The 25114-nt window shown below is 34.7% G+C and carries 26 protein-coding genes and 1 other annotated feature; of the genes, 5 read left to right on the forward strand and 21 right to left on the reverse strand.

The window, feature by feature from the left end:
* Window positions 1–287: 287 nt before the first annotated feature.
* Both DN389_RS18010 and DN389_RS18015 read left to right on the forward strand, forming a co-directional pair.
* Window positions 288–791 (forward strand): DinB family protein, encoded by a 504-nt coding sequence (locus DN389_RS18010; RefSeq protein ID WP_098189820.1) that lies wholly within the window; start codon window positions 288–290, stop codon window positions 789–791.
* Between the two features lie 64 nt (window positions 792–855).
* Window positions 856–1152 (forward strand): YfjL-like protein, encoded by a 297-nt coding sequence (locus tag DN389_RS18015; RefSeq protein WP_088082317.1) that lies wholly within the window; start codon window positions 856–858, stop codon window positions 1150–1152.
* A 62-nt stretch (window positions 1153–1214) separates the two neighbouring features.
* Here DN389_RS18015 and DN389_RS18020 read toward each other — a convergent pair whose 3' ends face one another.
* The 7 genes from DN389_RS18020 to DN389_RS18045 all read right to left on the reverse strand — a co-directional run bounded on the left by DN389_RS18020 (window position 1215) and on the right by DN389_RS18045 (window position 6414).
* The gene (locus tag DN389_RS18020) at window positions 1215–1910 is read right to left on the reverse strand and encodes an ABC transporter permease (RefSeq protein WP_046956256.1); all 696 of its coding nucleotides are present in this window, start codon (window positions 1908–1910) and stop codon (window positions 1215–1217) included.
* A gap of 24 nt (window positions 1911–1934) precedes the next feature.
* Entirely contained in the window at window positions 1935–2804 is an 870-nt protein-coding gene (locus DN389_RS18025; RefSeq protein ID WP_088082316.1) for a DUF4097 family beta strand repeat-containing protein, read from the reverse strand.
* A gap of 37 nt (window positions 2805–2841) precedes the next feature.
* The gene (locus tag DN389_RS18030) at window positions 2842–3546 is read right to left on the reverse strand and encodes an ABC transporter permease (RefSeq protein WP_098802734.1); all 705 of its coding nucleotides are present in this window, start codon (window positions 3544–3546) and stop codon (window positions 2842–2844) included.
* 34 nt (window positions 3547–3580) lie between these two features.
* Window positions 3581–3742, reverse strand: coding sequence for a hypothetical protein (locus DN389_RS28470; RefSeq protein ID WP_000931777.1), 162 nt, complete (start codon window positions 3740–3742; stop codon window positions 3581–3583).
* Window positions 3735–4658 (reverse strand): ABC transporter ATP-binding protein, encoded by a 924-nt coding sequence (locus tag DN389_RS18035; RefSeq protein WP_000221100.1) that lies wholly within the window; start codon window positions 4656–4658, stop codon window positions 3735–3737. Before DN389_RS18035 ends, DN389_RS28470 begins: the two co-directional genes overlap by 8 nt.
* A 126-nt stretch (window positions 4659–4784) precedes the next feature.
* Window positions 4785–5720: a HAMP domain-containing histidine kinase gene (locus DN389_RS18040; RefSeq protein WP_060486515.1), complete on the reverse strand. Its 936-nt coding sequence runs from the start codon at window positions 5718–5720 to the stop codon at window positions 4785–4787.
* Window position 5721: 1 nt separating this feature from the next.
* On the reverse strand, window positions 5722–6414 hold the full coding sequence (locus DN389_RS18045; protein ID WP_064056518.1) for a response regulator transcription factor: 693 nt from the start codon (window positions 6412–6414) through the stop codon (window positions 5722–5724).
* A 169-nt stretch (window positions 6415–6583) separates the two neighbouring features.
* Here DN389_RS18045 and DN389_RS28475 point away from each other — a divergent pair, with 169 nt between their 5' ends.
* Together DN389_RS28475 and DN389_RS18050 are read left to right on the forward strand one after the other, a co-directional pair.
* Complete coding sequence (locus DN389_RS28475; RefSeq protein ID WP_001293585.1) at window positions 6584–6757, forward strand: hypothetical protein; 174 nt, start codon at window positions 6584–6586, stop codon at window positions 6755–6757.
* Complete coding sequence (locus DN389_RS18050; protein WP_001014319.1) at window positions 6758–6952, forward strand: YwbE family protein; 195 nt, start codon at window positions 6758–6760, stop codon at window positions 6950–6952. It begins immediately after the preceding gene.
* Window positions 6953–6991: 39 nt separating this feature from the next.
* On the opposite strand, the gene DN389_RS18055 is transcribed toward DN389_RS18050, so the two are convergent.
* On the reverse strand, window positions 6992–8191 hold the full coding sequence (locus DN389_RS18055; protein WP_048565759.1) for a class I SAM-dependent rRNA methyltransferase: 1200 nt from the start codon (window positions 8189–8191) through the stop codon (window positions 6992–6994).
* 295 nt (window positions 8192–8486) lie between these two features.
* Here DN389_RS18055 and isdG point away from each other — a divergent pair, with 295 nt between their 5' ends.
* Window positions 8487–8810 (forward strand): heme oxygenase, encoded by a 324-nt coding sequence (isdG, locus tag DN389_RS18060; RefSeq protein ID WP_000587823.1) that lies wholly within the window; start codon window positions 8487–8489, stop codon window positions 8808–8810.
* 65 nt (window positions 8811–8875) lie between these two features.
* Here isdG and srtB read toward each other — a convergent pair whose 3' ends face one another.
* From srtB to zapA, 13 genes are all read right to left on the reverse strand, one after another.
* The gene (gene srtB / locus DN389_RS18065) at window positions 8876–9640 is read right to left on the reverse strand and encodes a class B sortase (RefSeq protein WP_064469304.1); all 765 of its coding nucleotides are present in this window, start codon (window positions 9638–9640) and stop codon (window positions 8876–8878) included.
* Window positions 9641–9671: 31 nt separating this feature from the next.
* Window positions 9672–10442 carry an ABC transporter ATP-binding protein gene (locus DN389_RS18070; RefSeq protein ID WP_000403736.1) on the reverse strand — a complete coding sequence of 257 codons (771 nt, stop codon included), beginning with the start codon at window positions 10440–10442 and terminating at the stop codon, window positions 9672–9674.
* Window positions 10432–11415: a FecCD family ABC transporter permease gene (locus DN389_RS18075; RefSeq protein WP_001036828.1), complete on the reverse strand. Its 984-nt coding sequence runs from the start codon at window positions 11413–11415 to the stop codon at window positions 10432–10434. The genes DN389_RS18070 and DN389_RS18075 overlap by 11 nt, the downstream gene beginning before the upstream one ends.
* Window positions 11416–11442: 27 nt before the next feature.
* Window positions 11443–12324, reverse strand: coding sequence for a heme ABC transporter substrate-binding protein IsdE (isdE, locus tag DN389_RS18080; RefSeq protein WP_149237430.1), 882 nt, complete (start codon window positions 12322–12324; stop codon window positions 11443–11445).
* 69 nt (window positions 12325–12393) lie between these two features.
* A complete protein-coding gene (locus DN389_RS18085; protein ID WP_149237431.1) occupies window positions 12394–15660 on the reverse strand; it encodes an NEAT domain-containing protein in 3267 nt (1088 codons plus the stop codon).
* 32 nt (window positions 15661–15692) lie between these two features.
* Window positions 15693–16151 (reverse strand): NEAT domain-containing protein, encoded by a 459-nt coding sequence (locus DN389_RS18090; protein WP_149237432.1) that lies wholly within the window; start codon window positions 16149–16151, stop codon window positions 15693–15695.
* Window positions 16152–16174: 23 nt separating this feature from the next.
* Window positions 16175–16885 (reverse strand): heme uptake protein IsdC, encoded by a 711-nt coding sequence (gene isdC, locus DN389_RS18095; protein WP_149237433.1) that lies wholly within the window; start codon window positions 16883–16885, stop codon window positions 16175–16177.
* 498 nt (window positions 16886–17383) lie between these two features.
* Window positions 17384–18709, reverse strand: coding sequence for a branched-chain amino acid transport system II carrier protein BrnQ6 (gene brnQ6 / locus DN389_RS18100; RefSeq protein ID WP_149237434.1), 1326 nt, complete (start codon window positions 18707–18709; stop codon window positions 17384–17386).
* A gap of 117 nt (window positions 18710–18826) precedes the next feature.
* Window positions 18827–19077, reverse strand: a binding site (T-box leader).
* Between the two features lie 108 nt (window positions 19078–19185).
* Complete coding sequence (locus DN389_RS18105; RefSeq protein WP_000700742.1) at window positions 19186–19875, reverse strand: 23S rRNA pseudouridine(2604) synthase RluF; 690 nt, start codon at window positions 19873–19875, stop codon at window positions 19186–19188.
* Window positions 19876–20069: 194 nt separating this feature from the next.
* The gene (locus DN389_RS18110) at window positions 20070–22430 is read right to left on the reverse strand and encodes an endonuclease MutS2 (protein ID WP_088091795.1); all 2361 of its coding nucleotides are present in this window, start codon (window positions 22428–22430) and stop codon (window positions 20070–20072) included.
* A gap of 19 nt (window positions 22431–22449) precedes the next feature.
* Window positions 22450–24168, reverse strand: coding sequence for a DNA polymerase/3'-5' exonuclease PolX (gene polX, locus DN389_RS18115; RefSeq protein WP_000867527.1), 1719 nt, complete (start codon window positions 24166–24168; stop codon window positions 22450–22452).
* A 55-nt stretch (window positions 24169–24223) separates the two neighbouring features.
* Window positions 24224–24763, reverse strand: coding sequence for a CvpA family protein (locus DN389_RS18120; protein WP_000565411.1), 540 nt, complete (start codon window positions 24761–24763; stop codon window positions 24224–24226).
* Window position 24764: 1 nt separating this feature from the next.
* On the reverse strand, window positions 24765–25034 hold the full coding sequence (gene zapA / locus DN389_RS18125; RefSeq protein ID WP_000082701.1) for a cell division protein ZapA: 270 nt from the start codon (window positions 25032–25034) through the stop codon (window positions 24765–24767).
* Window positions 25035–25114: the final 80 nt, after the last annotated feature.

Genomic DNA, 25114 nt, shown 5'->3' on the forward strand with positions numbered 1-25114 from the left:
TTGTCCTTTTTTCATGGAAATTAGGGTTTAGCTCAACAACCCTTGCTTTAATAGAAATCGGTATTTCAGCTCTCGGCTCAACAATTATTCAACTCTTTATCGTTAGCGCAAATTTGAACGTTGCTGTACTTGGAGCACCTTATTTCTTATGGTTGGCGAGGAAGAGTTGGAAGAAAGTTAAAAAGGAGCTTCTTGGAAGTCTCCTTTTTTATTCATTCTTATAAGATCAAAAGGAAACTATCTTTTTTTCACGAATTTAACCTATGAACATAACGAGGAGGGATAACATGTACCAAACTATTGAAGGCTTCTTGCAATCATGGACATACGAGGCTGAGTCTACTCAAAAGATGCTCGATGCATTAACAGATGAGTCTTTGTCACAAGAAATTGCACATGGGCACTGGACATTAGGCAGAGTTGCTTGGCATATCGTGACGGCAATTCCAGTTATGCTATCTGGTACGGGGCTTAAGTTTGAAGGGGAAACGAAAGATTATCCTGTTCCAACTTCAGCTAAAACAATTGCAGATGGGTATCGTAAAGTGAATGCGGCTTTTGTTGAAGCACTTCAAAGCGAATGGACTGATAAGGATTTAACTACTATTAATGACTTCTTTGGTCGCCCTATGCCGAATTCTATATTTTTAATGACACTTATTAATCATCAAAATCACCATCGCGGGCAAATGACAGTTTTAATGCGACAAGCCGGCTTAACAGTTCCTGGCGTATATGGTCCTGCAAAAGAAGAATGGGCTGTGGCTGGAATAGAAGCTCCTAAAATGTAACAACAAAAAAAGACAAGGTGTTTACACATCTTGTCTTTTTCTGTAACTTGTTTCATGTGAAACTATTTTACTAACTTCTATTATTGGAGTTATCAGCGTATCTCTTTATTTCACAAGTTATGGTACCCCTTGGGGAAAACAAACAGCAATTACGGAAACAAAAGAATATATTACAAAATACTTTGATCTAGATGCGGAAGTCAAAAATACTTCTTACGATGCTAAAATGAATAACTATGCAATCTCCTTTGAGACAAGTAGAGATGGAGAGTTTACTATCGAATATAAAAGTCCTAATAACTTTAATATTTCTCCAGGAGTGCAAGAGTATTTAAGCAAACACTCCAAATTTACAGAGTAGTAACGAAGCATACATATACAAAAAAGAGTTGGTGTAACGCCAACTCTTTTTTCTTATTCTTGTCATACAGTTATATCTTCCTTCTCTATATTTTTAATTCCGTAATATGCAATCGCAACTCCAATTGCAGCAAGTACTAGTTGAAGGGGAAGAAAAGTTGCTGTAGAAAACATAGGAGTGTTATTAATTGCAATTGATACAACAATCAGAGATGAAACAATTGTAGTTGGCACCGAACGTTTACGCATTCCGAAATATAGAGGGATTAAACTTATTCCCGCAGTTGCAATGGCTAAAGGAACAAGGTTTATCCCTTCTTGCTTCAATTGATCTATTGTGAATGAATTAGGAAGAATTGAAAAATAGCTATCTATCCCAAAGAAAACTCCTACTACTAAAATGTTAGATAAAATAACTGTTATAAATGTTAATGTTGCTGTAATAACCAACTTACTAATCATCATTTTCTTTCGGTTAATTGGATAAGAAAACATGAGTAATATTGTTTTGTTTTTATATTCACCAATTATTAACCTTGCGATTAATACACTACCAAAAATAATAAATGTTGCTCTTACTAATGTACTAGCCGTTAACAACATCATCTGCGGATCCCTTATTTCCGGATCACCTTCTACTTGAGCAACGATGCTCGTAAAGATCATTAATGCCAGTATAGCGATATTTGCAATAATCGCTCCCCTTACATACCATCCAAGCTTAAACTTTTTCAATTCTAGCTTCATAAGATGTAGCATAATAGTCCTCCTTTCATTTACATTTTAATCGATATAAATCGCTCCTGTTTTACTTAAAATCTTCACTTCGTTTTTTGCATCACCAATAGTTCCCTCTTTTATTTTTTCTGTATTTTTATCTTTCTTAAGCTCTTTTAAATCCACAATTATGTCAGTCGAATTACTTTTAGCCGTAAGTTTCAATGATACCGGGACACCTTTATACCGTACGCCAATGTCTCCCGATTTTGTTTCTATAAATAATGATTTTCCTTCTGTCATATCTTTTAGTAATACTTCCCCAGATGTTGAAGTGATGTTCATATTTTCGTTTTTTACATTTTTCACATAATTATCGCCAGTAGTAGAAGTTATATTTACTTCTTGTAATGAACTATCTTTTAACATTAAATCTCCACTTTCGGATGTGAACTCACCCTTCTCTGCCGATAGTCCTGTAATCATTTCATCTCCAGACTTGCCTTTTGTCACGATATTTTTTACTACTATATTGCTTATTTTCACATCACCCGATTTATTATTTACTACAATTTTGTCTATTTCTTTCTTCGGAATAGCTATACATATACTATTTTTCTTCCTAAACGTAAAACCATTAAAAAATTTGGTCACCTTTTGTTTTTGCTTAATCACAATTTTATTTTCGTCATTTTCTATTTTGACGGGATCTATCTTTTTATCTACTTGTTGACCTTGAGCGGAAATTACTATTTTATTAGCGTCTGTACTTTTAAATTCAATATTCCAGTTTTCATTGTCTACTTCTATTTCTTTTATATTATTGATTTCAAAAGACCTTTCTTGCTTAAAATCTTTCACCTGAAATACCTTAAAACCCAAAACCGCACTAGCAATTGTAATGACTAATATTGCAATTACTATTATTTTTTTCACCAGTCATACCCCAGTTCGTTTTTGTTTTATGCTTGCTTCACGCCACATCAATCTTGTCGATTTTTCGATACGATAGATAACTAATGAAAATTCCTAATAAACAGAGCACGATTGGGATAGCTATAAAATCAAACATACTTACTTGACCATTTCCAGGACCAACGTTACCATTAATCAGCATACCAATTATTACTGCTGAAGTAATCGTTGTCGGTGTCGATTTCTTTCTCATTCCAAAAAATAAAGGAATTAAACTTATACCAGATATCATAAATGCACTTATAATAGTAGTTGGAACGGTAGCTATTATTTCCCCCATCATAACAGGCGTTTCAAGTATTCCTATTATTGGATTCATACAGAATATGAGCAAACTAATAATAAATGTTGCGATTATCGTGCTCACAAAGCAAAAACTAAAAACAATTGCTAATTTCGCTCTCATTAGCATTTTCCTTTGCAGTGGGTACATAAATAGTAGCTGTATTGTTTTGTTCTTGTATTCATCAATCACTAAACGTGATAAAATAACCGATGCAAAAATAACAAATGTAATTCTAATAAAAATATTTGCTAAAGACATGTATTCCATATAGCTAGAGAACATCAACTCATCCTCTACTTTAGATGCCCATGCCATAAGACTTACCGCAGCAAAAATTGCTATAATACCAATCGCTACTCCTTTAAAATAACTAGATAATTGATGTTTCTTCCACTCGAGCTTCATTAATCTAAACATTCAAACCACGCCTCCATTCTTTATATAACTGTCTCTACACTACTAACATTCTAATTCCAGCAGTAACTACACTTAACATTCCTATCACTAGTAGAATTAACAACCATTTCCGCTCTGGTTTTCTATAATATAAAATCCCACTTATGAACATTACGACCAATCCACTTACTAGATTCACTAACAATCCATTAAGCATGAATGCCCTCTCCATCCATTACATTTAAGAAATATTCTTCTAAGGAACTATGTTTTTTATTAATACTTTCAATTTCTACATCATTCATAATAAGTGCTTTTGAAATGGCTTGCTGAGACACTGCCGTATCATACACACGAATCATATTTCCGCTCATTATTTTATAATTTTTTATACCAAGTTTATCTTCTAAAATATAAGCTGCACGCTTCACATCAGGAACAGTAATTTCAATGTACTCTGTTTGTTTTCCGTTAATACTCTTCATTGAAACTTCTTTTATTAGTTTTCCATTTTGAATTACACCAATTGTATCCGCCATTAATTCCATCTCACCTAAAATATGACTAGAAACTAATAATGTAATGCCATATTCTTTGCAGAGCATTTTAAATAAGTCTCGTAACTCTTTAATACCAATTGGATCTAAACCGTTTATGGGTTCGTCTAAAATGAGCAATTCTGGCTTTGTCACGATTGCCCTTGCAATACCAAGTCGTTGCTTCATTCCCAATGAAAAATCTTTTACTTTTTTATTATCTATCCCTTGCAGTTTCACTAAATGTAATGCATGGTCAATTGCGTTTTTATCGTAATAGCCCATATATTCACAATGTAATTCTAAATTTTCTTTCGCCGTTAATTTATCATAAAAGATTGGGTATTCAATAATTGTCCCCATTCTTTTTAATACTTCATAAGATGTGTCTGTTAACTTCTCACCTAAAATTTCAATCTCACCGCTCGTCGGTTTTATTAAATTTGTAATCATTTTCATAATCGTTGTTTTACCAGCACCATTCGGTCCTAAGAAACCGTATATCTCTCCTTTTTTCACATGCATGTTAACGCTAGAAATAACTTCTTTCCCTTTAAACACTTTCGTTAACTGATTCGTTTTTAATATATAGGTCATGTCACTTTCCCCTTTCGCACTACTTTATATTTTTATAATAGACAACGGAAATCTCTTTTTTCTTACCCGTTTCTTACAAATTCCTTACGCTGAAAAAAAAGCTTGTAGAATCTACTTCTCTACAAGCTAAAACTGCATCTTTTTTAATGCAACTGTAAAAATTGTTTTTTCATACGGCTTACTAGAAAGATGAATTTTTCCATCCATCGCTTCCACCAGTCTTTTCGTAATCGTTAACCCTAAACCGCTTCCTTGGTACAATCTATTTCTCGAATCTTCAAGTGTGTACATACGCTCAAACACTTTATCAATATGAGATTCATCAATCCCTTTTCCTTTATCCCATACGTCTATATACACATTCGTTTCATCATCTCTTAACGTCATACCCAGTATCTTTCCATCGTCTCCATATGTAATTGCATTTGATATTAAATTATTCAATACTCTACCTAATACTTCTACATTTCCAAGTGCATATATATTTCTTTCTGGTATATCAATATGAACATGAAAACCTTTCGACGTCACTAAATCATAAAAAGATAAAATCTTCTCACGACAAACTTCATTCATATTCACTTTTGTCATCTTGATTGCTTTGTCACCAGATTCTAATTTTGCTAAGTCAAAAAACTTATGAATTAGTTCCATTACTTCTAGTGTTTTCACATGCACCTTTTCAAGTAATATTTGTTGTTCTTCTTTATTCATTGTTTTATCCTTATTTAACATTTCTGTATATCCAAGAATAACTGTTAGCGGTGTTTTCAAGTCATGTGAAATATTTGAAAGCATTTTTCTCATCGAAATTTCTACTTTCGCATGATCTGCATTTGTTTTCTGTTTTGCATCTAATAATTGATTAATTGCCACTAATAATTTTTGCAATTCTCGATCATCTGTCATAACGAGTAACTTCTCGCCTGTTTGTACATTTACAATACTTTCTAACTTTTCATATGTGTATCGCAAATTTTTACTACTATTTTTTCTCATTTTATATTGTATGTAAATGACACATAACAATATAAAAATAATACCTATTAACAAATTGACCATATTACATCACTTCCAACTTATAGCCGATGCCCCATAACGTTTTAATATATTCTGGATTAGATGGATCACTTTCAATTTTCTCGCGCAACCTTCTCATATGAACATTAATAACGTTATCATCACCGTAATACTCTTCGTTCCAAACTAACGTATATATTTGCGCTTTCGTAAATACACGATTTTGATTCTTTACGAATAGCTTTAAAATCTCAAATTCTTTTAAAGTAAGTTTGAGGGGCTTCCCGTTTTTTTCAACCGTAAAATTAATTGGATTAATTGTTAAATCACCAATTTGAATCATCTTTTCTGTTGTTTCTGTAGCCGAATATTTCGTAGACCTCCGAATACCCGCTTTTACACGTGCAGCCAATTCAATCATAGAAAATGGCTTACAAATGTAATCATCTGCTCCAAGTCCTAATCCAACAGCTTTATCAACATCTGTATCTTTTGCCGACATCATTAAAATCGGAACAGCACTTTTTTCTCGAATAATTCGCACGACCTCTAAGCCATCTAGCTTTGGCATCATAATGTCGAGAATAACTAAATCAAAGGATGATTTAAAAAATGCTTGCACCCCTTCTTCTCCGTCAGACGCGATTGTAACTTGAAAACCTTCCTTTATTAAATACTTTTCCACCATCTCTTGAATTGAGATATCATCTTCAACTAATAAAATATGATGTGACATATGTCTATCCCCTTTTTCACAAACATTAACATTTCAATTGTATCGTAACGAATGAATACTGGAAAGAATTATATGAATTTTCAAACCAACTTCCCTTCCTTCCCTAACAATGATATGATAAAATTCACTACTATTGTTCATAATTAACTTTATATAAAGGAGACTTATCATGTCAGAAAACAAAAAAGTAAGCTTAGCTGATTTAATGCGTGAACAACTTGCAAAGAAAAAGCAAGGAAATGGAAATGGTTCAAATAATACAAATCAAAGCCAAGAAACGAAAAAATTACAAAACCAACAAACGAAGAAAACAAACAACCAACGTAGACGTACAGGTGTATAAATGAACGGACAAAAACGTACTAATATCGCACCCGGTCTTGAAGTTGACATTGTCTTAAAACAAGATCAACGCACCGGTAAATTAACACGTGGAATTGTAAAAGATATTTTAACTAACTCCCCTTCTCATCCGCATGGCATTAAAGTGCGATTGCAGGATGGGCAAGTCGGTAGAGTACAAAATATCGTTCAATAAGAAAAGGAGCTCAAGTAAACTCGAGCTCCTTTTTCTTTATTAACCTTTAATTTTCTCAATGAAAACTACTTTTAAATAGTCTCCTTCTTTAAATTGATCAATGGTACGAAAATCTTCTGGTAAAGAATGTTCTTCTAATATTTTGTATTTGCCATTCATTTCTTTAAATGCTGTATCGATAAAGCCTTTAAACTTTTTCATATCGAATGCACTACAATTTGTAGAAGCAACGATAATCCCATTATTTTCTGTAATCGCAATTGTTTCTTTTAGTAAGTTTTTATAATCTTTCGCTGCACTAAATGTATATTTTTTTGAGCGTGCAAAGCTTGGCGGATCAAGTACAACCATATCAAATTTCATCTTTTTCTTAGCTGCATATTTGAAGTAAAGAAATACATCTTCTACAATAATATCTTGCGCTTCATAATCAACTTCATTTACACTAAATTGCTCAATCGTTTTACTTAAACTACGATTTGCAAGGTCGACACTCGTCGTTTTACTCGCTCCGCCAAGCGCTGCAAATACAGAGAAAGCACCCGTATAAGAGAACATATTTAATACTGTTCTCCCCTTTGCATATTTATCACGAATTTGTTTTCGAACGTTACGCTGATCTAAAAATACACCAACCATCGCTCCGTCATTTAAATAAACAGCAAAGTTCACACCGTTCTCTTTTACGATAAGCGGGAACTCACCGCGTACTCCTGCTACGAAATCATCGCCTTCAATGTATTTCCCTTTCGTATCAAAACGCTTTTTCTCATAAATCCCTTTAAAGTTTGCTACTTTTTGAAGAGCTGCTATAATCTCATCTCTGAAAGTATAAATCCCTTCACTATACCAACTGACTACATAATAGCCGTCATAATAATCGATAATTAAGCCTCCAAGACCATCACCTTCACCATTTAGGGCACGGAATGCTGTCGTATCACTTGATTTGTAAAATTGCTTTCGTTTATGTAAGGCAGATTTTATTTTACTTTCAAAGAAAGATTGATTAATTTGTTCACTCTCTTTTCTCGTTAAAATCCAGCCGTATCCTTTATTTTGTTTTCCATAATAACCTTTTCCGACAAAATTGTTCTTCTCATCTACTACTTTAATGATTGTTCCTTCTTCCTGAACATCATTTAAATTTTGAATCGCATCTTTTAAAATAAGCGGATATCCACTTTTAATTTCTTTTATAAATTTCGGTTTTATTTTTACAGTTACTTCTGATCGCATATAATAACTTCCTTTCCATTTGCATGCTTTCTCTATAGGAAGCATTTAAAAAACGAGCCTGAAAAAACAGCCTCGTTTCACTATACCATATTATTGCTTTTCTAGTACAACTCGCTCATTCTCTCACTTAACCGCCACATATTTACTACATTTTGAAATGGAAATCTTACTGGCCAAAATAATAAAAGAACTTATTTATTTCACATTTACCATTGACAATGATAATGATTTTCATTATCATTTAATGTATATGAGTTCTCGAAAATAAAGGCTACATTTATAGGAGGAATAAAACATGATTATTGTTACAAATACAGCTAAAATTACAAAGGGAAATGGGCATAAATTAATTGAGCGTTTTAATAAAGTAGGTCAAGTCGAAACGATGCCAGGCTTTTTAGGATTAGAAGTTCTTTTAACGCAAAATACAGTTGATCATGATGAAGTAACAATTAGCACACGCTGGAATGCAAAAGAAGATTTCCAAGGTTGGACGAAGAGCTCAGCATTTAAAGATGCTCACTCACATCAAGGCGGGATGCCAGAATATATTCTTGATAATAAAATCACTTACTACAATGTTGAAGTTGTACGTATGCCAATGGCTGCAGCACAGTAAACATATTTCTTTTTTTAAGTATAGAATATGAGAAGCGTTACCACTTCTCATATTCTATACTTTTTTTACTGTCTCTTTACTAGTTTCGCATGCACGACTAACCTTCCTGCTTCCGGATCAAGTGCATAGTCACACGTCGAAAGTGTTACGATTTGATCATTTGCTGTCAATTTTGTATCCGTTTTGTACAGCGACTTTTCTTGAATTTTCTCCAAAAATGATGTGTATTCCGTATCATTGCTAAAATCCGTTTCAATGTAATAAAAATCAGTTGTTGTTGTATACACCGAGAATACTTCAAGATCATATCCTTCAAATAATGTATCGTAATATAATTTACGATGCGACATAAAGAACTCTTCATCTAACATTTTCTTTAAACTTCCAAACATAGAACCATCTTTCATACGGTGACCATATAAAATAGTATTTCGATTTTGAGATTTCACATCATTACGATAGTCCATAAAAATGCTGCCTGCTCTCATATCTTCACCTTTATAATTACGAAATAAATAGTAATCATTGTCTTTCGCCTGAACGATTGGATAATTAATTTGTGTATCGTCCATCGTAATCCATCCAACTATTTCTTGGTTAATTTGCTGCAGAGCTTTGAACTGTTTACGTACTTCCCCGTCTTGTGATTGCTCTTCCATCGGACTCTTTTCATAAATGTTTTGTGCTTCGGCCATTACTTTACGATTTTCATAGTAATCCATGAAAATATCACCTAATTCATATACTGAATAGAAAAAGGTACCTAAAAAAACAACTGTAAGTATTCGTTGAAAAAAAGAATTCTTCTTCCGTTCTTTTTTACTACTCAAATTATCACCTCAAAACGGATTGTTCGCATATTTAAATACCCATTGGGACCATATACAACCCTGTATCTTCATCTTGCTTTACAACGACATCTACACCGTATATCGTCTTTATCATACTTTCTGTCACAACATCATTCGGCTTACCTTTCGTAACAATTTCGCCGTCTTTCATAACGATGATATGATCACTATAGCGAATCGCCTGATTGATATCATGTAATACCATAACGATCGTCAATCCATGTACTTCATTTAACTCTTTTACTAGCTCTAATATTTCAAGTTGATAATAAATATCTAAATATGTTGTCGGTTCATCTAAAAAGAGCATTGGTGTTTTCTGAGCTAACGTCATGGCAATCCAAACACGTTGTCTTTCTCCACCAGATAAGGCGTGAATCTCTTTATCACGTTTACTTAGCAAATTCGTACATGCTAAAGCCCTTTCGATTGCTTCTCTATCTTCATCAGTTTGCGAGGAAAAAATATTTTTATGAGGCATACGACCATAACTTGTTAATTTCTCTACCGTCATGTCTGCCGGTGCTTCATTTTGTTGATGGACAACGGCTAACTTTCTAGCAAACTCTTTCGGTTTATATTGACTAATCGCCTTCCCATCGAGTATTATCTCTCCGCTACGAGGGTCGTGATTTCTTGACATCACACCAAGTAATGTCGATTTCCCGCAACCGTTTGGACCAATAATTGTTGTAATTTTACCAATTTCTATTTCACTACTAACCGACTTTAATCGATCCGTTACATTATCATACGAAAAGGTTACATTTTTAATTTCCATGAACTTTATCACTCTTTCTAAGCAAGAATATTAAGAATGGTCCACCAATCACTGCCATAATCGTCGCTGCTGGAATTTCGTTAGGTGGCACAATTAACCTTCCAATCGTATCCGCCGTCAAAATTAATAACGCTCCTGCAAGAGCAGAAAATGGAATTAATACTTTATGATCCGAACCGACTAGTTGTCTTGAAATGTGCGGAACGAGTAATCCTACGAAAGCAATTACACCTGCAATTGCTGTTGATACTGCTGCTAAAAGTACTGCAATAGCAGAAATAATAAGACGAACTCTCGTCACGTGCAAACCTAAGTTTTTCGCAGTCTTATCTTGTAGCGATAATAAGTTACACCAAGCTCCTACAAACAGAGCAAGAATAAGACCAATTGTTCCATATGTAACCATTATTTCTACATCGCCCCACGTCTTCATCGTTATGTTAGAAGTCGTCGTTTGCTTAATACTCTTAATGAAGTATCCGCAAATCGTAATGAACGATTCATTTAATCCAGTGAACATTGCATTAATAGCTATACCAACTAAAATAATGCGAAGCGGACTTAACCCTGACTTCCATGAAAATGCATAAACGAGATAACATGCAAACGCACCACCTAAAAAGGCGAATACTGGTGTCCAGAAAAAGAATTGCGGGAATAACGTAATAATAACAAGTGTCATAAAACTTGCTCCAGAAGATATCCCGATTACCCCAGCATCAGCAAGTGGATTTTTCATAACAGCTTGAAAAAGCACACCTGAAACGGCCAGAGCTGCTCCAGTAAATAGTGCAATAATAATACGTGGGAAACGTAAATCTTTAATCACTTCAACATCTTCATTCCCCCCTGTAAATATCCCTTGCACAAGCTCAACAATACCTATTTCTAAACTCCCTTTCATCGCTGACAATGATGTCATAACAATAAGCAATGCAGTAACAATGAGGAAACTCCAAGTTTTTTTATTCATTCCACTCTTCCTTTATATTAAAATGCATCACGGATACATCATTTTTTTCAATTCATCTAACGCTTCAATTGCTGCTAAATTACCTGTCGTCCCAAATAAGCGCTCTTCTAAATCGTAAACACGGTTATTTTTAACTGCAGCGAAATGTTTCCAAATATCATTTGTTTTAAATTCTTTATCAAACATTTTCACAACTTCATCAGGCATACCATGAGCTGCTCGTAAAATAATATCTGGATCAGCTTTTTTTAAATACTCTGTATTAGAAGCTAAATACTCTACTTGTTCACCTTGCACAATATTTTTACCACCTAGTTGTTTCACTAAATCTCCAATATAAGAATGCTCTGTTGCTACTAAATAACTCCCTGGTACACCTAATAAAATAAGCACTGTCGGTTCTTTCTTTCCCTTTACTGCTTTTTTAATCTCTGCAACCTTGTTATCTAACTTCGTTACAACTGCTTCAGCCTGCTTTTCACGTCCATATTGCTTACCTAAATCGCTAATGGAATTTTGCATATTTTTCAAGCTTGTTAAATCTAAAAAGTTTGCTTTCATGCCCACACCATCAAAAACTGGCTTTAATTCATATTCAAGTGTTGTCACGGATAATACTTCTGACGACTTTAACGATTTTACCTTTTCCATATCAGGACTCATCGGATTCCCGACTTCAGGTAAACCTTTATATCTCTTTGGTAAATCTTTCGTACTTGTTGGAACACCAACTAAATCTACTTCTAATGCATCCATAATTTCAGTAACAGCAACTGTCGTTGCAACAATTCTTTCTTTACTCTCACTCTTGACCTGTTTTGCTGCTTCTTTTTTGGGCGCCGAGCATCCAGCTATACTCACTAATAGAATGATAGCCATTAGTACACTAGCAATTTTCTTCACTCTCAATCACCACTCCTTTCCAAACAATATGAAACAAGTCTTGATGCATACGAACATGCATCAAGACTCCAAAAATTACAATCTTCCTGCTCTATATTTACGAACTAGTAAAGCAAGTGACCCAAGCAATAGCACCATGTATAAACCTAGTTGTGCTGTATCTGCCGTTTTTGAGTTTTTCTCTTTTTTTGAATCATTTTTTTGATCTTCTTTTTTCTTCTTATCATCTGCATTTCGGTTAAAATCAGGATTATCTACTTTTTTCACATTATCTACTTTCGGTGTAATCACTGGATTGTCCGGATCATTTTTCGGATCTTTTTTTGGATCCTCTTTAATCGTGCCTAACGCACCAATATTATTTGTATCAAATTGAATTTGGACATCGTAGAAATGATGGTAGTTCATTTCATTGATATCAACTTTTACTTTTGCATTTAATTTTGCAAATAAATCACTTACTTCAAATTGCACTACTCTCGTATTTGCATTTTTATCTTCGCTTACTACTTTCGCATCAGCAAAAAGACTGTTATTTTCCGTTTGGAATTTTGTAATCCATGCACTATTTTTCAACGTCATCTCAATGTACTTTTTACCATCTTTAACGATTAATTTTGCTGGGTGTACAGTATAGTCATGCATCTTTGAAAGCTCATTTGTTTTATCTTTTAACACTTTAAATGGAATATCATATTGACCATCCACTAAATTTTCCGGATCAACTATTACTTTTGGTTGATTATTTCCGCCTTGGTTATCGTTTCCACCTTGGTTGTCGTTTCCGCCTTGGTTGTCGTTTCCACCTTGGTTATCGTTTCCGCCTTGGTTGTCATTTCCACCTTGGTTGTCATTTCCACCTTGGTTGTCGTTTCCGCCTTGATTACCTAAAACTTTTATACTACCTTGATCAAATACAAATTGAACATCGTAGAAATGGTGATAATTCATCGCATCAATATCTACTTTTACTTTTGCGTTTAATTTTTTAGATAAATCATCTACTTCTAACTCTACTACTTTTGTATTTTGCTCTTTATTCTCACTTAACACTTTTGCGTTAACAAAAGAACCATTCTTTTCAAACTCAAATTTTGTAATCCATGTACTGTTCGTTAATGTAAACGATACATACTTCTTACCATCTTTCACTTTTAGTACAGCTGGACTTTTTGTATATGTGTTCATCATTGAGATTTCTTCTGTTTTATCTTTTAGAACTTTAAAGACAATGCTGTATTCACCATCTTTAAGGGCTTTTGGATCAATGGTTGTGTTATTACCTTGGTTGTTGTTTCCACCTTGGTTATTGTTCCCACCTTGGTTATTGTTCCCACCTTGGTTATTGTTCCCGCCTTGGTTATCGTTTCCGCCTTGGTTGTCGTTTCCGCCTTGGTTGTCATTTCCGCCTTGGTTATTGTTTCCACCTTGGTTGTCGTTTCCACCTTGGTTGTCGTTTCCGCCTTGGTTGTCGTTTCCACCTTGATTATCGTTTCCACCTTGATTATCGTTTCCGCCTTGATTGTCTAACGGTTTAACGCTATCTTTATCAAATGCGAATTGAATGTCGTAGAAATGATGATAATTCATTGAATCGATATCTACTTTTACTTTTGCATTTAACTTTTTAGATAAATCATCTACTTCTACTTCCACTACGCGTGTATCAGCTTTTTTATCTTCACTTAATACACTCGCATCAACGAACGAACCATTTTTCTCAAATTCAAACTTTGTAATCCATGCACTATTCGTTAATGTAAATGATACATATTTTTTACCATCTTTCACCTTTAATACGCCCGGACTCTTCGTATACGTGTTCATCATTGAAATTTCTTCTGTTTGATCTTTTAAGGCTTTGAAATTGATGCTGTATTCACCGTCTTTAATTGTGTCAGCATCTGGATTCTTGTTTCCATCTGGTTTTTCTACTTCTGGCTTTTTATCACCGTCTGGTTGCTTTTCTTCGTTCTTGATTGGCTCAAGTTTATCTTGTTCAAATAAAAGTTGCACATCATGTGTTTGCTTATAGTTTCTTGATGCCATTTCGATAAATACTTTTGTATTTAATTTTTTTGATAAATCATCCACTTCAAACTCTACTACTCTTGTATCTTTTTCTTTATCTTCACTCACTACTTTTGCATCAGCAAATACGCCATCTTTTTCCGTTTGGAAATTTTTAATTAATGAGCTACTTGTTAGTGTTACAATTGCTTTTTTCTTACCATTTTCTACTTTTAATACTCCTGGATTTACCATGTAAGTATTCATCTTAGATTCTTCATCTGTTTGATCTTTTAACACTTTAAATGGAATGCTGTACTCTCCATCTTTAATTGTTTCAACATTTGGTTTTTCTACTTCCGGTTGTTTCTCTTCGTCTTTAATTTGTTCAAGTTTGTCTTGATTAAATTGAAGTTGTACACTATGTGTTTGCTTGTAACCTTGTGATGCCACTTCAATAAATACTTTTGTATTTAGTTTTTTTGATAAATCGTCCACTTCAAACTCTACTACTCTTGTATCTTTTTCTTTATCTTCACTCACTACTTTTGCATCAACAAATGCGCCATCTTTTTCCGTTTGAAAATTTTTAATTAATGAGCTACTTGTTAGTGTTACAATTGCCTTTTTCTTACCGTTTTCTACTTTTAATACTCCTGGATTTACCATGTAAGTATTCATCTTAGATTCTTCATCTGTTTGATCTTTTAACACTTTAAATGGAATACTATAATTCCCATCGTTAATTGTGTTAGAATTGGGTTGTTGATCTGGGTCAGGCTTTTGGTCGGGCTTCTGACTTGGATCCGGTTTTTCATTTGGATCTGGCTTATTTGCTGGATCCTCTTTTTCATTTGGTTTTTCTACATGAATCGGTGTAATACTATTTTGATCAAATGCAATACGCACATCATAGTCATGATGATAATTTAAAAAGTCTATGTCCACTTTTACTTTCGCATTTAATACTTTCTCTACATCGTCCACTTCAAATTCTACTACTCGTGTATCTTTTTCTTTATCTTCACTAATTACATTTGTCGCAACAAACTGGCCATTTTTTTCTGTTTCAAACTTCGTAATCCATGAACTATGTTCTAACGTAAAGGATACCTTCTTCTTCCCATCCTTCACTTTTAAAGTTCCTGGACTTACAGAGTATTGATTCATCATAGATTCTTCATCTGATGTATCCTTAAGAACTTTGAAACCGATTGAATATTCACCGTCAGCTAGTTGGCTTGCTGCTTGAACTGCAAGCGGTTGTAATGTTGATACGAATGTAAATGCCATTAAAAACATAGCAACAATAATTTTTACATACCTGTTCAATGGAACGACTCTCCCTTTTGGAAATTTTTTAATTATTTAATACTGTTCCCATCAAATACAAAACGAATATCATATGAAGCATTATAATTAATAATTGGGATATTAATTTTCACCTTGCCATTTAGTTTTTTTGACAAGTCAGCAACTTCAAATTCTACAACTCTAGTATTATCTTTTTTGTTTTCACTTAACACGATTGTTTCTACAAATTGACCATCTTTTTCTACTTGTAAACTTTTAATAGAAGCACTATCTTTCACTTTAAATGAAACATATTGTTTTCCATTTTTTACTGTTAATGTTGCTGGGCTTTCAAAATAACTATTCATTCTAGATGATTCATCTTTATCGCCTTTCCATACAGTAAAAGCAATATTATATTTTCCATCAGCTAGTTTTGTAGCAGCCTCTGCATCTTGTAAACCTAGTGTTGCGATAAACGTAAATAAAACAGCAAATACACCAATAATTATTTTTAATTGTTTAAACATATATTCATCGCCCTTCAAAAGATTTATTTACTTAACTTCACTTTACGAATTAAGAAAACACCTGAAATAAGAATTAACGCTGCAAATAATCCGATGCGTGCTTCATCGCCTGTTTTTGGATTATCTGTTTTTTCAGCTTTACCGCTTTCATTTGTTCCTTTGCTTGCCTCTATATTTGCTTCTTTACTCTCTTCTTTCTTCACTTCTTCTTTTACTTGTGTATCTGTTTTTGTTTGATCATTATTCTTTGTTACAGTAGTTGCTTTATTTTCTCCACCTACCGCTTTTACATTTGCATCAAACGCAAAGCGAATTGTGTAGTTATGGTCATAATTTACGTTCGGTACAACAACATGAATTTTTGCAGCTGCTGGCTTAGATAAATCGTCTATTTTAAACTCTACAGTTCTTTTATCTGCTGATTCATCTTTACTAACAACTTTTGCATCAACAAAATTCCCGTTTTCAGGTGCTTTAAATTCTGTAATCCAAGCACTATGATTCATCGGAATTTGTACTCTCATCTCACCATTTTTTACAACTAACTTAGCTGGTTTTTCAAAATAATCATTTGCCATTGAAGCTGAATCATTTTCCGCTTTTTGAATGACATAGTTAATATCATAAGTACCGTCAGCTAGTTGTGCTGAAACTTTCCCATATGGCATGACAAGAAAAGCTAGCATACATACGAACGTTATAATAAAAGCGGGTAATACAGAAATCTTTCTCATTTGGCTTACTTCCTCCTTGTTTATCTTTCATCCATACTTTTTTGAAAATGATAATTATTCTCAATTTATAAGAAAAAAATAATAATCCTCTATCATTATTTAATTGTAATTTATTTATGTAATGTAGATACTATTGATTATCATTCTCACTACGTGTTAAAAATAATATCCCTCCCTATTCCTTATAAAGAGCGATTTACATTTTAACATAAGTCCCTATTTCTTTTGATGATTATCATTCTCAATGAAGGTCAAAAAAAATAAAACCACCATTCTCCTACTCTATCACCTCTATCTACAAAATGATATCGTTATAGAAAACCTTATACCTTTCACTCCTCACTTTCCTTCAAATATTTCCACAACTAAGTCAATCTTAGCCTAATGCTAATTTTTTTGTCAACTATATTACGTATAAAATTTTTAATATCTAAATTTCCCTATATGCAATTTTATCTACAAAAAAAGAGACTTTCTTTCATAGAAAGCCTCTTTTCACTATTTTTCTACAGCAACTTCTTGCTTTTGAAATAAAGAAACTACATATCCAATTACAATTCCAATGATACCCGGAACTAGCCAACCAATCCCTACACTATATAGTGGAATTTTATCTAAGATAGGAGCAAGGGCCGCTACTTGAAGATTTGCATTATGCAATCCATCAAAGAAGCTAATTGCAAATGAACCTACAATACCGCCTACATACATAGCTAATGGAAGACGAATATAGTTTTCAACAAGTGATAATACAATCAGTACGATACCAATTGGGTAAATTGCAATTAAAATCGGTAATGCTAATGCGTTTAACTGAGTTAACCCAAGGTTTGCTACCATAAATGCTAATACACAGAAGATGAAAACAATCTTTTGATAAGAAAACTTTGGTAATAAGGAAGAAAAATATTCCCCACAAGCTGCAACAATACCTACAGAAGTTGTTAAACATGCCGCTGTAATTGCGATCCCTAATAATAAAGTTCCGTAACTACCAAATAAATGATTTACAACGTTTGTTAAAATAATCCCTCCGTTTGCTCCCATTCCAAGAGACACACTAGAAGCTCCCAGATAAGCAAGTGCTAAATAAACAAGTAGTAAACCGAGCGCTGCAATAAATCCTGCAAAGATTGTTACTTTTGCAATGCTGTTCTTATTTGTAACGCCTTTTGCTTTTAAGGCATTAATAACAACATTTCCGAAAACAAGTGCTGCAAGTCCATCTAAAGTTAAATATCCATCAATAAAACCTTTAAAGAGCGGAGCATTATACGCTTCTGTCGGTGCACCAAATTCTCCAATTGGTGTAATAATTGCTTTACCTACGATAATTGCTATAACAGCTAACAAAATCGGAGTTAATACTTTACCGATGCGGCCCACTAATTTCGATGGGTTTAAAGCTAAATAGAAAGTTACTGCAAAGAAAATGAATGTAAAGATAACAAGTGGATACGATTGACCAGCTATCTCACTTGGTAAAAATGGTGCAACACTCATTTCATAAGCAACTGTTCCTGTACGTGGAACACTTACGAATACGCCTAAACATAAATAAATTGCAGTGATAAAAACAAGTGCGAATACAGGGTGTACACGTCCCGCTAGCTCATTAATATCTCCCTTTAGAGCTATAACAATTACCCCTAATAAAGGTAATCCAACACCTGTTACGATAAAGCCAAATAACGCGATCCATACGTCTGTTCCAGCACCTTGCCCTAAAGCCGGCGGGAAAATCATATTACCTGCACCGAAAAATAGTGCAAACAACATTAAACTTATTGCAAACATCTCAGAAAACTTTAAAGATGATTTCATTTCTACTAACCTCCTACATATTTTTATATTGACAAAATATTCTGAATTAAAGGCCGTCACATATCCTCTTTCAAGCATACTTCCCCGTAAAAGAACGCAAAAAACACCCGTCCCTAACAAAGGGACGAGTGTTGAAATCGTGGTTCCACCCTTATTCTAATAAAATGAATTTATAACAAAATAAGCTCATTTTATAGCTCGTGTAAATTGATAACGGTTTTATCCGCCAAGAATTACAATGCATCATGCAGTTCACTCTTGAAGTTTAGAGGTGGTAAGTTTGTCTTTCCGTATTAGGAAGCTCACAGCCTAGGCTTCCCTCTCTGAGAATCGTCAAAAACAACTCATGTCCTCATCATTACTTTTATAAAATATCTTGTCGAAACTTGTTGTTTTTTATTATATGGGCTATTTTTTAAAAAATCAATAGTTTTATTTTTTCTGACAAAAAAATATAGGGAGAAAATTTTTCCTCCCTATAACTGATTTATTAAAATGTCTAATTCCTCAGATGTAACGCTCCGCCATTTTCCCACTTCAAGATCGTCTAGCTCTATATTCAGAATACGAACCCGCTTTAGCTTTGTTACAGTAAACCCGAAAGCACGGCTCATTCTACGAATTTGTCTGTTCATTCCTTGCGTTAAAACGATGCGAAATGTAGATTGATCCATTCTTGTCACTTTACAAGGCTTCGTCATTCCATCTTTAATCTTTACACCGCTGGACATCTCATCAATAAACCAATCTGTAAACGGCTTATCAACCGTAACGATGTATTCTTTCTCGTGCTCATGATCACCGTGTAAAATTTGATTTGCAATCCCACCGTCATTCGTTAATAAGATTAGTCCTTCCGACGCTTTATCTAATCGCCCAACAGGAAAGATACGCTCTGGGTAATTGATATAATCGATAATATTATCTTCAATATGCTCGGCTGCTGTACAAGTAATACCAACTGGTTTATGAAAGGCAATATACACCTTTTCCTTCTCTTCTTTTGCAATAACCTGTCCATCAATCGTTACCACATCACCATCGCTCACGAGTGCACCGTGCGTACATATTTCGCCGTTAATAGCCACGCGTCCTGCTTTAATGAGACGGTCTGTTTCGCGTCTTGAGCAAGATTTTGCTTCGCTTATGTATTGGTTGATTTTCATAGCTTATTCCTTTTCCTATATATTAAAAGCGTCAATCTATGGCAATATCACTCTGCCACGATTGACGCTCGTTTACTTCGCAAAAACAACTAAATAAATAACCCCAATCACCAAAAATATTCCGCAACAAGCTAACAATACTTTTGCAAGTTTGTCCATAAACATATAATGGTTCCCCTTTGTTTCGTTGTTTGCTATTTTAATTCGACAACTGTTACGCCTAGGCCTCCCTCGCCCATGTCACCGTAGCGGTAGTTTTTCACACCGCGATGCTTCTTCAAGTAATCTTGTACACCTTGTCGAAGCGCTCCTGTTCCTTTACCGTGAATAATTGATACGCGAGGATAGCTTGCAAGCTGTGCATCATCTAAATATTTTTCAACGCGCATCATTGCATCTTCATAACGTTCACCGCGAAGATCAAGCTCTAACGAAACGTGATAATCTCTACCCTTCACACTTGCGACCGCTTTTTTCTCAGTTTGCTTCGGTGTATTAATGTATTCCATATTGGATTCTTTCACTTTCATCTTCAGAATACCAATTTGTACGCTCCACTCTGTATCACTTACCTTTTCAAGTAATTGACCTTTTTGACCAAACGTTAACACTTTTACTTCATCACCTGCGCGTAATTGTTGTTTTGGCGCTGTGTTTTTCACGTTTACTTTTTGTTTCTTCACAAGCTCTGGCGCCGTACCTTCTAGACGGCTCTTCGCTTCAATAAGCTCATGGTCTTTCACGTTTATAAGCTGTGCTTTACGCAATTGACGAAGTTCTCGAATAATGCCTTCTGCTTCTTTCTTTGCAGCTTCGACTTTTTCTTCCCCTTCTTTTTGCGCTTTTAATAATTTTTCATCGCGCTCATCATTAAATTCAATAATTTGACGCTGTAATTCGCGATGCAGTTTTTCAGATTGCTTGCGAAGTGCTTCTGCTTCGTTCCAGTCACGCTCTGCATTCTTTTGACTTTCTTCTAACTTCGCAATCATATTTTCAATTTTGTTTGTATCTGTACTAATGTGGTTACGAGCTTGATCAATCACGCGATCAGATAATCCAAGGCGCTTCGAAATTTCAAAGGCATTACTACGTCCTGGTACACCGATTAATAATTTATACGTTGGGCTTAATGTATTCACGTCGAACTCAACGCTCGCATTAATAACTTTCTCACGGTTATATCCGTATGCTTTTAATTCTGGGTAATGCGTCGTAGCAACAACGCGAGCACCACGATTACATACTTCATCTAAAATTGAAATTGCTAATGCAGCCCCTTCTTGCGGGTCTGTTCCAGCACCTAATTCATCGAATAGAACTAAGCTTTCAAAATCAGCTTTTTCTAAAATATCAACAATGTTCACCATATGTGAGGAGAACGTACTTAAACTTTGTTCAATCGATTGCTCATCACCGATATCGGCAAAGATATTTTTAAATACACAAATCTCTGACTCATCCATTACTGGAATGTGAAGGCCAGATTGCGCCATTAATACACAAATACCAACTGTTTTCAGCGTAACTGTTTTACCACCTGTATTCGGTCCTGTAATAACAATTGTCGTGAAATCTTTACCTAACATAATGTTATTTGGCACGATAATTTCTGGATCAATAAGCGGATGACGTGCTTGTCTTAAATCCATATAGCGCTCGTTATTTACAATTGGCTTCGTTGCTTTAATTCGCTTCGCATAAAAAGCTTTCGCAAAGATGAAGTCAAGATTCGCAACTATTTCTACGTTAGATAAAACGATATCCGCTTCTACTGCCACTTCTTCTGTTAACATCAATAAGATGCGTTCGATTTCTTGTTTTTCTTTCACTCGTGCTTCTTGAAGCGCGTTATTTAACTCTACAATGACTTGTGGTTCAATAAATAACGTTTGCCCAGAAGCTGATTGATCGTGGACAATACCGCCATATACACCGCGGTATTCTTGTTTTACTGGGATTACGTAACGTTCGTTACGAATCGTTACAATCGCGTCAGACAACATCTTTTGCGCGTTGGAAGAACGCGTCATGTTTTCTAACTTTTCACGAATACGACTTTCCGCAGTACGAATTTGAGTACGAATACCACGCAGTTTATCACTTGCGCTATCGACTACTTCACCGCCATCACCGATACAATTTGTAATTTTCTTTTCTAAATCATATAAAGATACAATTTGAGCGACATGAGTTTCTAAAATTGGAAGCTCCACACCATTATCAACCATATCTTCGATGAAACGTTTCATATTACGACTACCGTACATTGTATTTGCAATATCAAGTAGTTCATTTGGACTTAACATACTCCCAATCTTTGCACGCTTCACATTTGAGCGAATATCCGTAATACCACCTAATGGTGCACTACCTTTTAAACGAATGACTTTCGCTGCTTCATCCGTTGTATCTTGCATTTCTACAATTTCTTCAAAATCAGTGCTTGGCACTAAATGCTTCACTTTGTCACGGCCAAGTGAAGAGGCTGTATGTTCAAGTAATTGTTCTTTTACTTTATTGTATTCTAATACACGCAACGTTCTTTCTAACATGTTGCAGGTCCCCCTTGTGTTACTTATTACGTTTAATATAGTCTAATAAACGTTCGATATCCCACGTGTTAATCACGTTATCTTTTTGAATCCAACCTTTACGTGCTGCCGCTACACCTGTTTCCATATCTTCTAACATTTCAAGCGTATGAGCATCCGTATTAATCGCTACTTTTACACCAGCATCTTGTGCTTGTTTTAATAATTTCGCGCTTAAATCTAGACGATTTGGATTCGCATTTAATTCTAAAACTGTATTTGTCTCTTTTGCGAGTTCAATTAATAAATCTGTATCTACATCGTAACCCTCACGACGCCCAAGAAGGCGTCCTGTCGGATGGGCAATCATTGTGACATGCTTATTCTCCAGCGCAGCACGAAGACGTTTCATAATCGTTTCACGGTCTTGTGAGAAGCTAGAGTGAATCGCTCCAATGACATAATCTAATTCTGCTAATACTTCATCATCAAAATCAAGTGTTGCATCTGGTAAAATGTCCATTTCAATTCCGCGTAAAATTGTAATGTCTGGATACTTTTCGTTCATACGTTCAATTTCTTTCGCTTGTTCACAAAGGCGCTCTTTCGTTAAACCATTCGCTACTTTTAAGTATTGTGAATGGTCGGTAATTGCCATAAATTTATAACCACGAGCACGACATGCCTGTACCATTTCCTCAATCGAAAAGGCACCGTCACTCCACGTTGTATGCATATGTAAATCACCTTGTATATCAGAGAATTGAATTAAGTTCGGATACTCTTTAATTAATTCAATTTCTTTTCCATCTTCACGCACTTCTGGTGGAATGAATGGAAGACCGAAATGAGAGAAGAACTCCTCTTCTGTTTCAAATGTTCTCACTTCACCTGTTTCTAAGTTTTCTACACCGTACTCACTAATTTTCTCGCCTCTATCTTTCGCGATTTGGCGCATTTTTACGTTATGGTCTTTTGATCCTGTGAAATGATGAAGAGTTGTAATAAATTCTTCAGGTTTTACTAAACGGAAATCGATTGAAATATCATATTCATATTGAAGACGAACAGAAACTTTCGTATCTCCACTTGCGATTACTTCAATCATATTATCGAATTGCAGTAAATGCTCACGTACTGTAGCTGGTTCTGACGTTGCAATGATAAAGTCTAAATCTTTCACTGTTTCACGAACTCGGCGCAAACTACCAGCGCGAGAGAAACGAATTACTTCAGCAATATTCGACAATTTCTCCTCTATTTCCCCGGCAATAGGCAATACCATTGCGATTGGTAAACGCTCTGGACGAGATCCTACTTGATCGATTGCTTCTAATATTTTCTCTTCTGTCTTCTTACCGAAACCTGCTAAAGCTTGTACTTTATTTTCCTCACAAACCGCTTTTAGCGATTCCATATCAACAACACCAAGTTCTTTATATAACTTAGCCACCTTTTTACCACCAAGTCCTGGCAATTTTAATAACGGTAATAAGCTACTTGGCACTTCTTTCTCAAGCTCTTGTAATACTTCAGATGTTCCCGATTCTATATATTCTTGAATAACTGCCGCTGTTCCTTTTCCAATGCCCGGAATCTTCGTGAAATCTTCAATTTCAGAAAGACTGCGATCATCACTTTCTAACGCTGCCGCCGCCTTACGAAATGCAGATATTTTAAATGGATTCGCGCCCTTTAGTTCCATAAACAGACCGATTGTCTCTAATAATTTAATAACTTGTTTTTTATTTACCTTCATCATTGCCCCGCCTTTCTTTCATAGAAAAAAACTCCTCTTTCCGAAAAAAGAGAAGTTATACTCTGCTACCTGTCTGCCATAGTTCCTTCACCTTTTCAGAAAGAATCGGTGTATCGTCTACAATTATTTTGCTAATTGATGATTTTTGTAATGGTGTTTGTATTTGTTCAATTGGAAGAATGTTTCCAACGATAATTAAAACAAACAAAATAATATATACTTCTAAAAATCCGAGGATTGCCCCCGCAAACGCATTGACTTGCTTTAAAACCGGTATTTCTGCAAACATATTTAACAAATTACCAAGTAATGAAAGTGCAATTTTTGTAATAATAAACAATATGATAAACGCAAGCGCTTGATAAAATACTGTCTCAATATTATTTGCATCAATCCATTCTGGAACAGATACGTTTTTATCAAATGGATACGGAATAAATTTCGCAAGTGCTGGCGCTAAATCTTTACAGTACCAGTATGCAACAAGGTATGCGATAATAAAGCTTGTTAACTTTACAAGTTGCAGAATAAACCCTCTGCGTAAGCCGAGGAAAAATCCCATAACAAGCAGTAAAATGATAATAATATCAATCATGTTATTCCATTCCTTTTTTTGTCATACTTTCTTTCAATTTCTCATGTTCTTCTTTTAATTTTATGTAATCGTGTATGACGTTTACCGCCGTCAATACCGCTAGTCTACTCGTGTCAAGCGAAGGATTCTTGGCATTGAGTTCGCGCATTTTATCATCCACAATCGCTGCTACCATGCGGATATGACTTGTACTTTCATCGCCAACAACTGAATATTGTTGACCATAGATTTCTACATTAATTCGACTTTTCTTTCCCTTTTGTTGTGACAACTCACCGGCCTCCAATCACGTACAGAATCCTAAAGTTTATCATACCATGAACCATCATATTATGGAAACAGAAAGAACAA

The organism is Bacillus sp. AY3-1, from assembly GCF_008368785.1.
Classification (GTDB): Bacteria; Bacillota; Bacilli; order Bacillales; family Bacillaceae_G; genus Bacillus_A; species Bacillus_A wiedmannii.

What these genes read in the sequence shown, in the direction of transcription:
- DN389_RS18090 (WP_149237432.1), bottom strand. Translation starts at nt 16,151, where the DNA reads ATGTTTAAACAATTAAAAATAATTATTGGTGTATTTGCTGTTTTATTT.
- brnQ6 (WP_149237434.1), bottom strand. Translation starts at nt 18,709, where the DNA reads ATGAAATCATCTTTAAAGTTTTCTGAGATGTTTGCAATAAGTTTAATG.
- isdC (WP_149237433.1), bottom strand. Translation starts at nt 16,885, where the DNA reads ATGAGAAAGATTTCTGTATTACCCGCTTTTATTATAACGTTCGTATGT.
- DN389_RS18030 (WP_098802734.1), bottom strand. Translation starts at nt 3,546, where the DNA reads ATGTTTAGATTAATGAAGCTCGAGTGGAAGAAACATCAATTATCTAGT.
- DN389_RS18010 (WP_098189820.1), top strand. Translation starts at nt 288, where the DNA reads ATGTACCAAACTATTGAAGGCTTCTTGCAATCATGGACATACGAGGCT.
- DN389_RS18055 (WP_048565759.1), bottom strand. Translation starts at nt 8,191, where the DNA reads ATGCGATCAGAAGTAACTGTAAAAATAAAACCGAAATTTATAAAAGAA.
- DN389_RS18105 (WP_000700742.1), bottom strand. Translation starts at nt 19,875, where the DNA reads ATGAAAATCAACCAATACATAAGCGAAGCAAAATCTTGCTCAAGACGC.
- DN389_RS28470 (WP_000931777.1), bottom strand. Translation starts at nt 3,742, where the DNA reads ATGCTTAATGGATTGTTAGTGAATCTAGTAAGTGGATTGGTCGTAATG.
- DN389_RS18075 (WP_001036828.1), bottom strand. Translation starts at nt 11,415, where the DNA reads ATGAATAAAAAAACTTGGAGTTTCCTCATTGTTACTGCATTGCTTATT.
- DN389_RS28475 (WP_001293585.1), top strand. Translation starts at nt 6,584, where the DNA reads ATGTCAGAAAACAAAAAAGTAAGCTTAGCTGATTTAATGCGTGAACAA.
- DN389_RS18020 (WP_046956256.1), bottom strand. Translation starts at nt 1,910, where the DNA reads ATGCTACATCTTATGAAGCTAGAATTGAAAAAGTTTAAGCTTGGATGG.
- DN389_RS18040 (WP_060486515.1), bottom strand. Translation starts at nt 5,720, where the DNA reads ATGGTCAATTTGTTAATAGGTATTATTTTTATATTGTTATGTGTCATT.
- DN389_RS18110 (WP_088091795.1), bottom strand. Translation starts at nt 22,430, where the DNA reads ATGTTAGAAAGAACGTTGCGTGTATTAGAATACAATAAAGTAAAAGAA.
- DN389_RS18050 (WP_001014319.1), top strand. Translation starts at nt 6,758, where the DNA reads ATGAACGGACAAAAACGTACTAATATCGCACCCGGTCTTGAAGTTGAC.
- DN389_RS18045 (WP_064056518.1), bottom strand. Translation starts at nt 6,414, where the DNA reads ATGTCACATCATATTTTATTAGTTGAAGATGATATCTCAATTCAAGAG.
- isdG (WP_000587823.1), top strand. Translation starts at nt 8,487, where the DNA reads ATGATTATTGTTACAAATACAGCTAAAATTACAAAGGGAAATGGGCAT.
- DN389_RS18070 (WP_000403736.1), bottom strand. Translation starts at nt 10,442, where the DNA reads ATGGAAATTAAAAATGTAACCTTTTCGTATGATAATGTAACGGATCGA.
- polX (WP_000867527.1), bottom strand. Translation starts at nt 24,168, where the DNA reads ATGAAGGTAAATAAAAAACAAGTTATTAAATTATTAGAGACAATCGGT.
- DN389_RS18120 (WP_000565411.1), bottom strand. Translation starts at nt 24,763, where the DNA reads ATGATTGATATTATTATCATTTTACTGCTTGTTATGGGATTTTTCCTC.
- DN389_RS18035 (WP_000221100.1), bottom strand. Translation starts at nt 4,658, where the DNA reads ATGACCTATATATTAAAAACGAATCAGTTAACGAAAGTGTTTAAAGGG.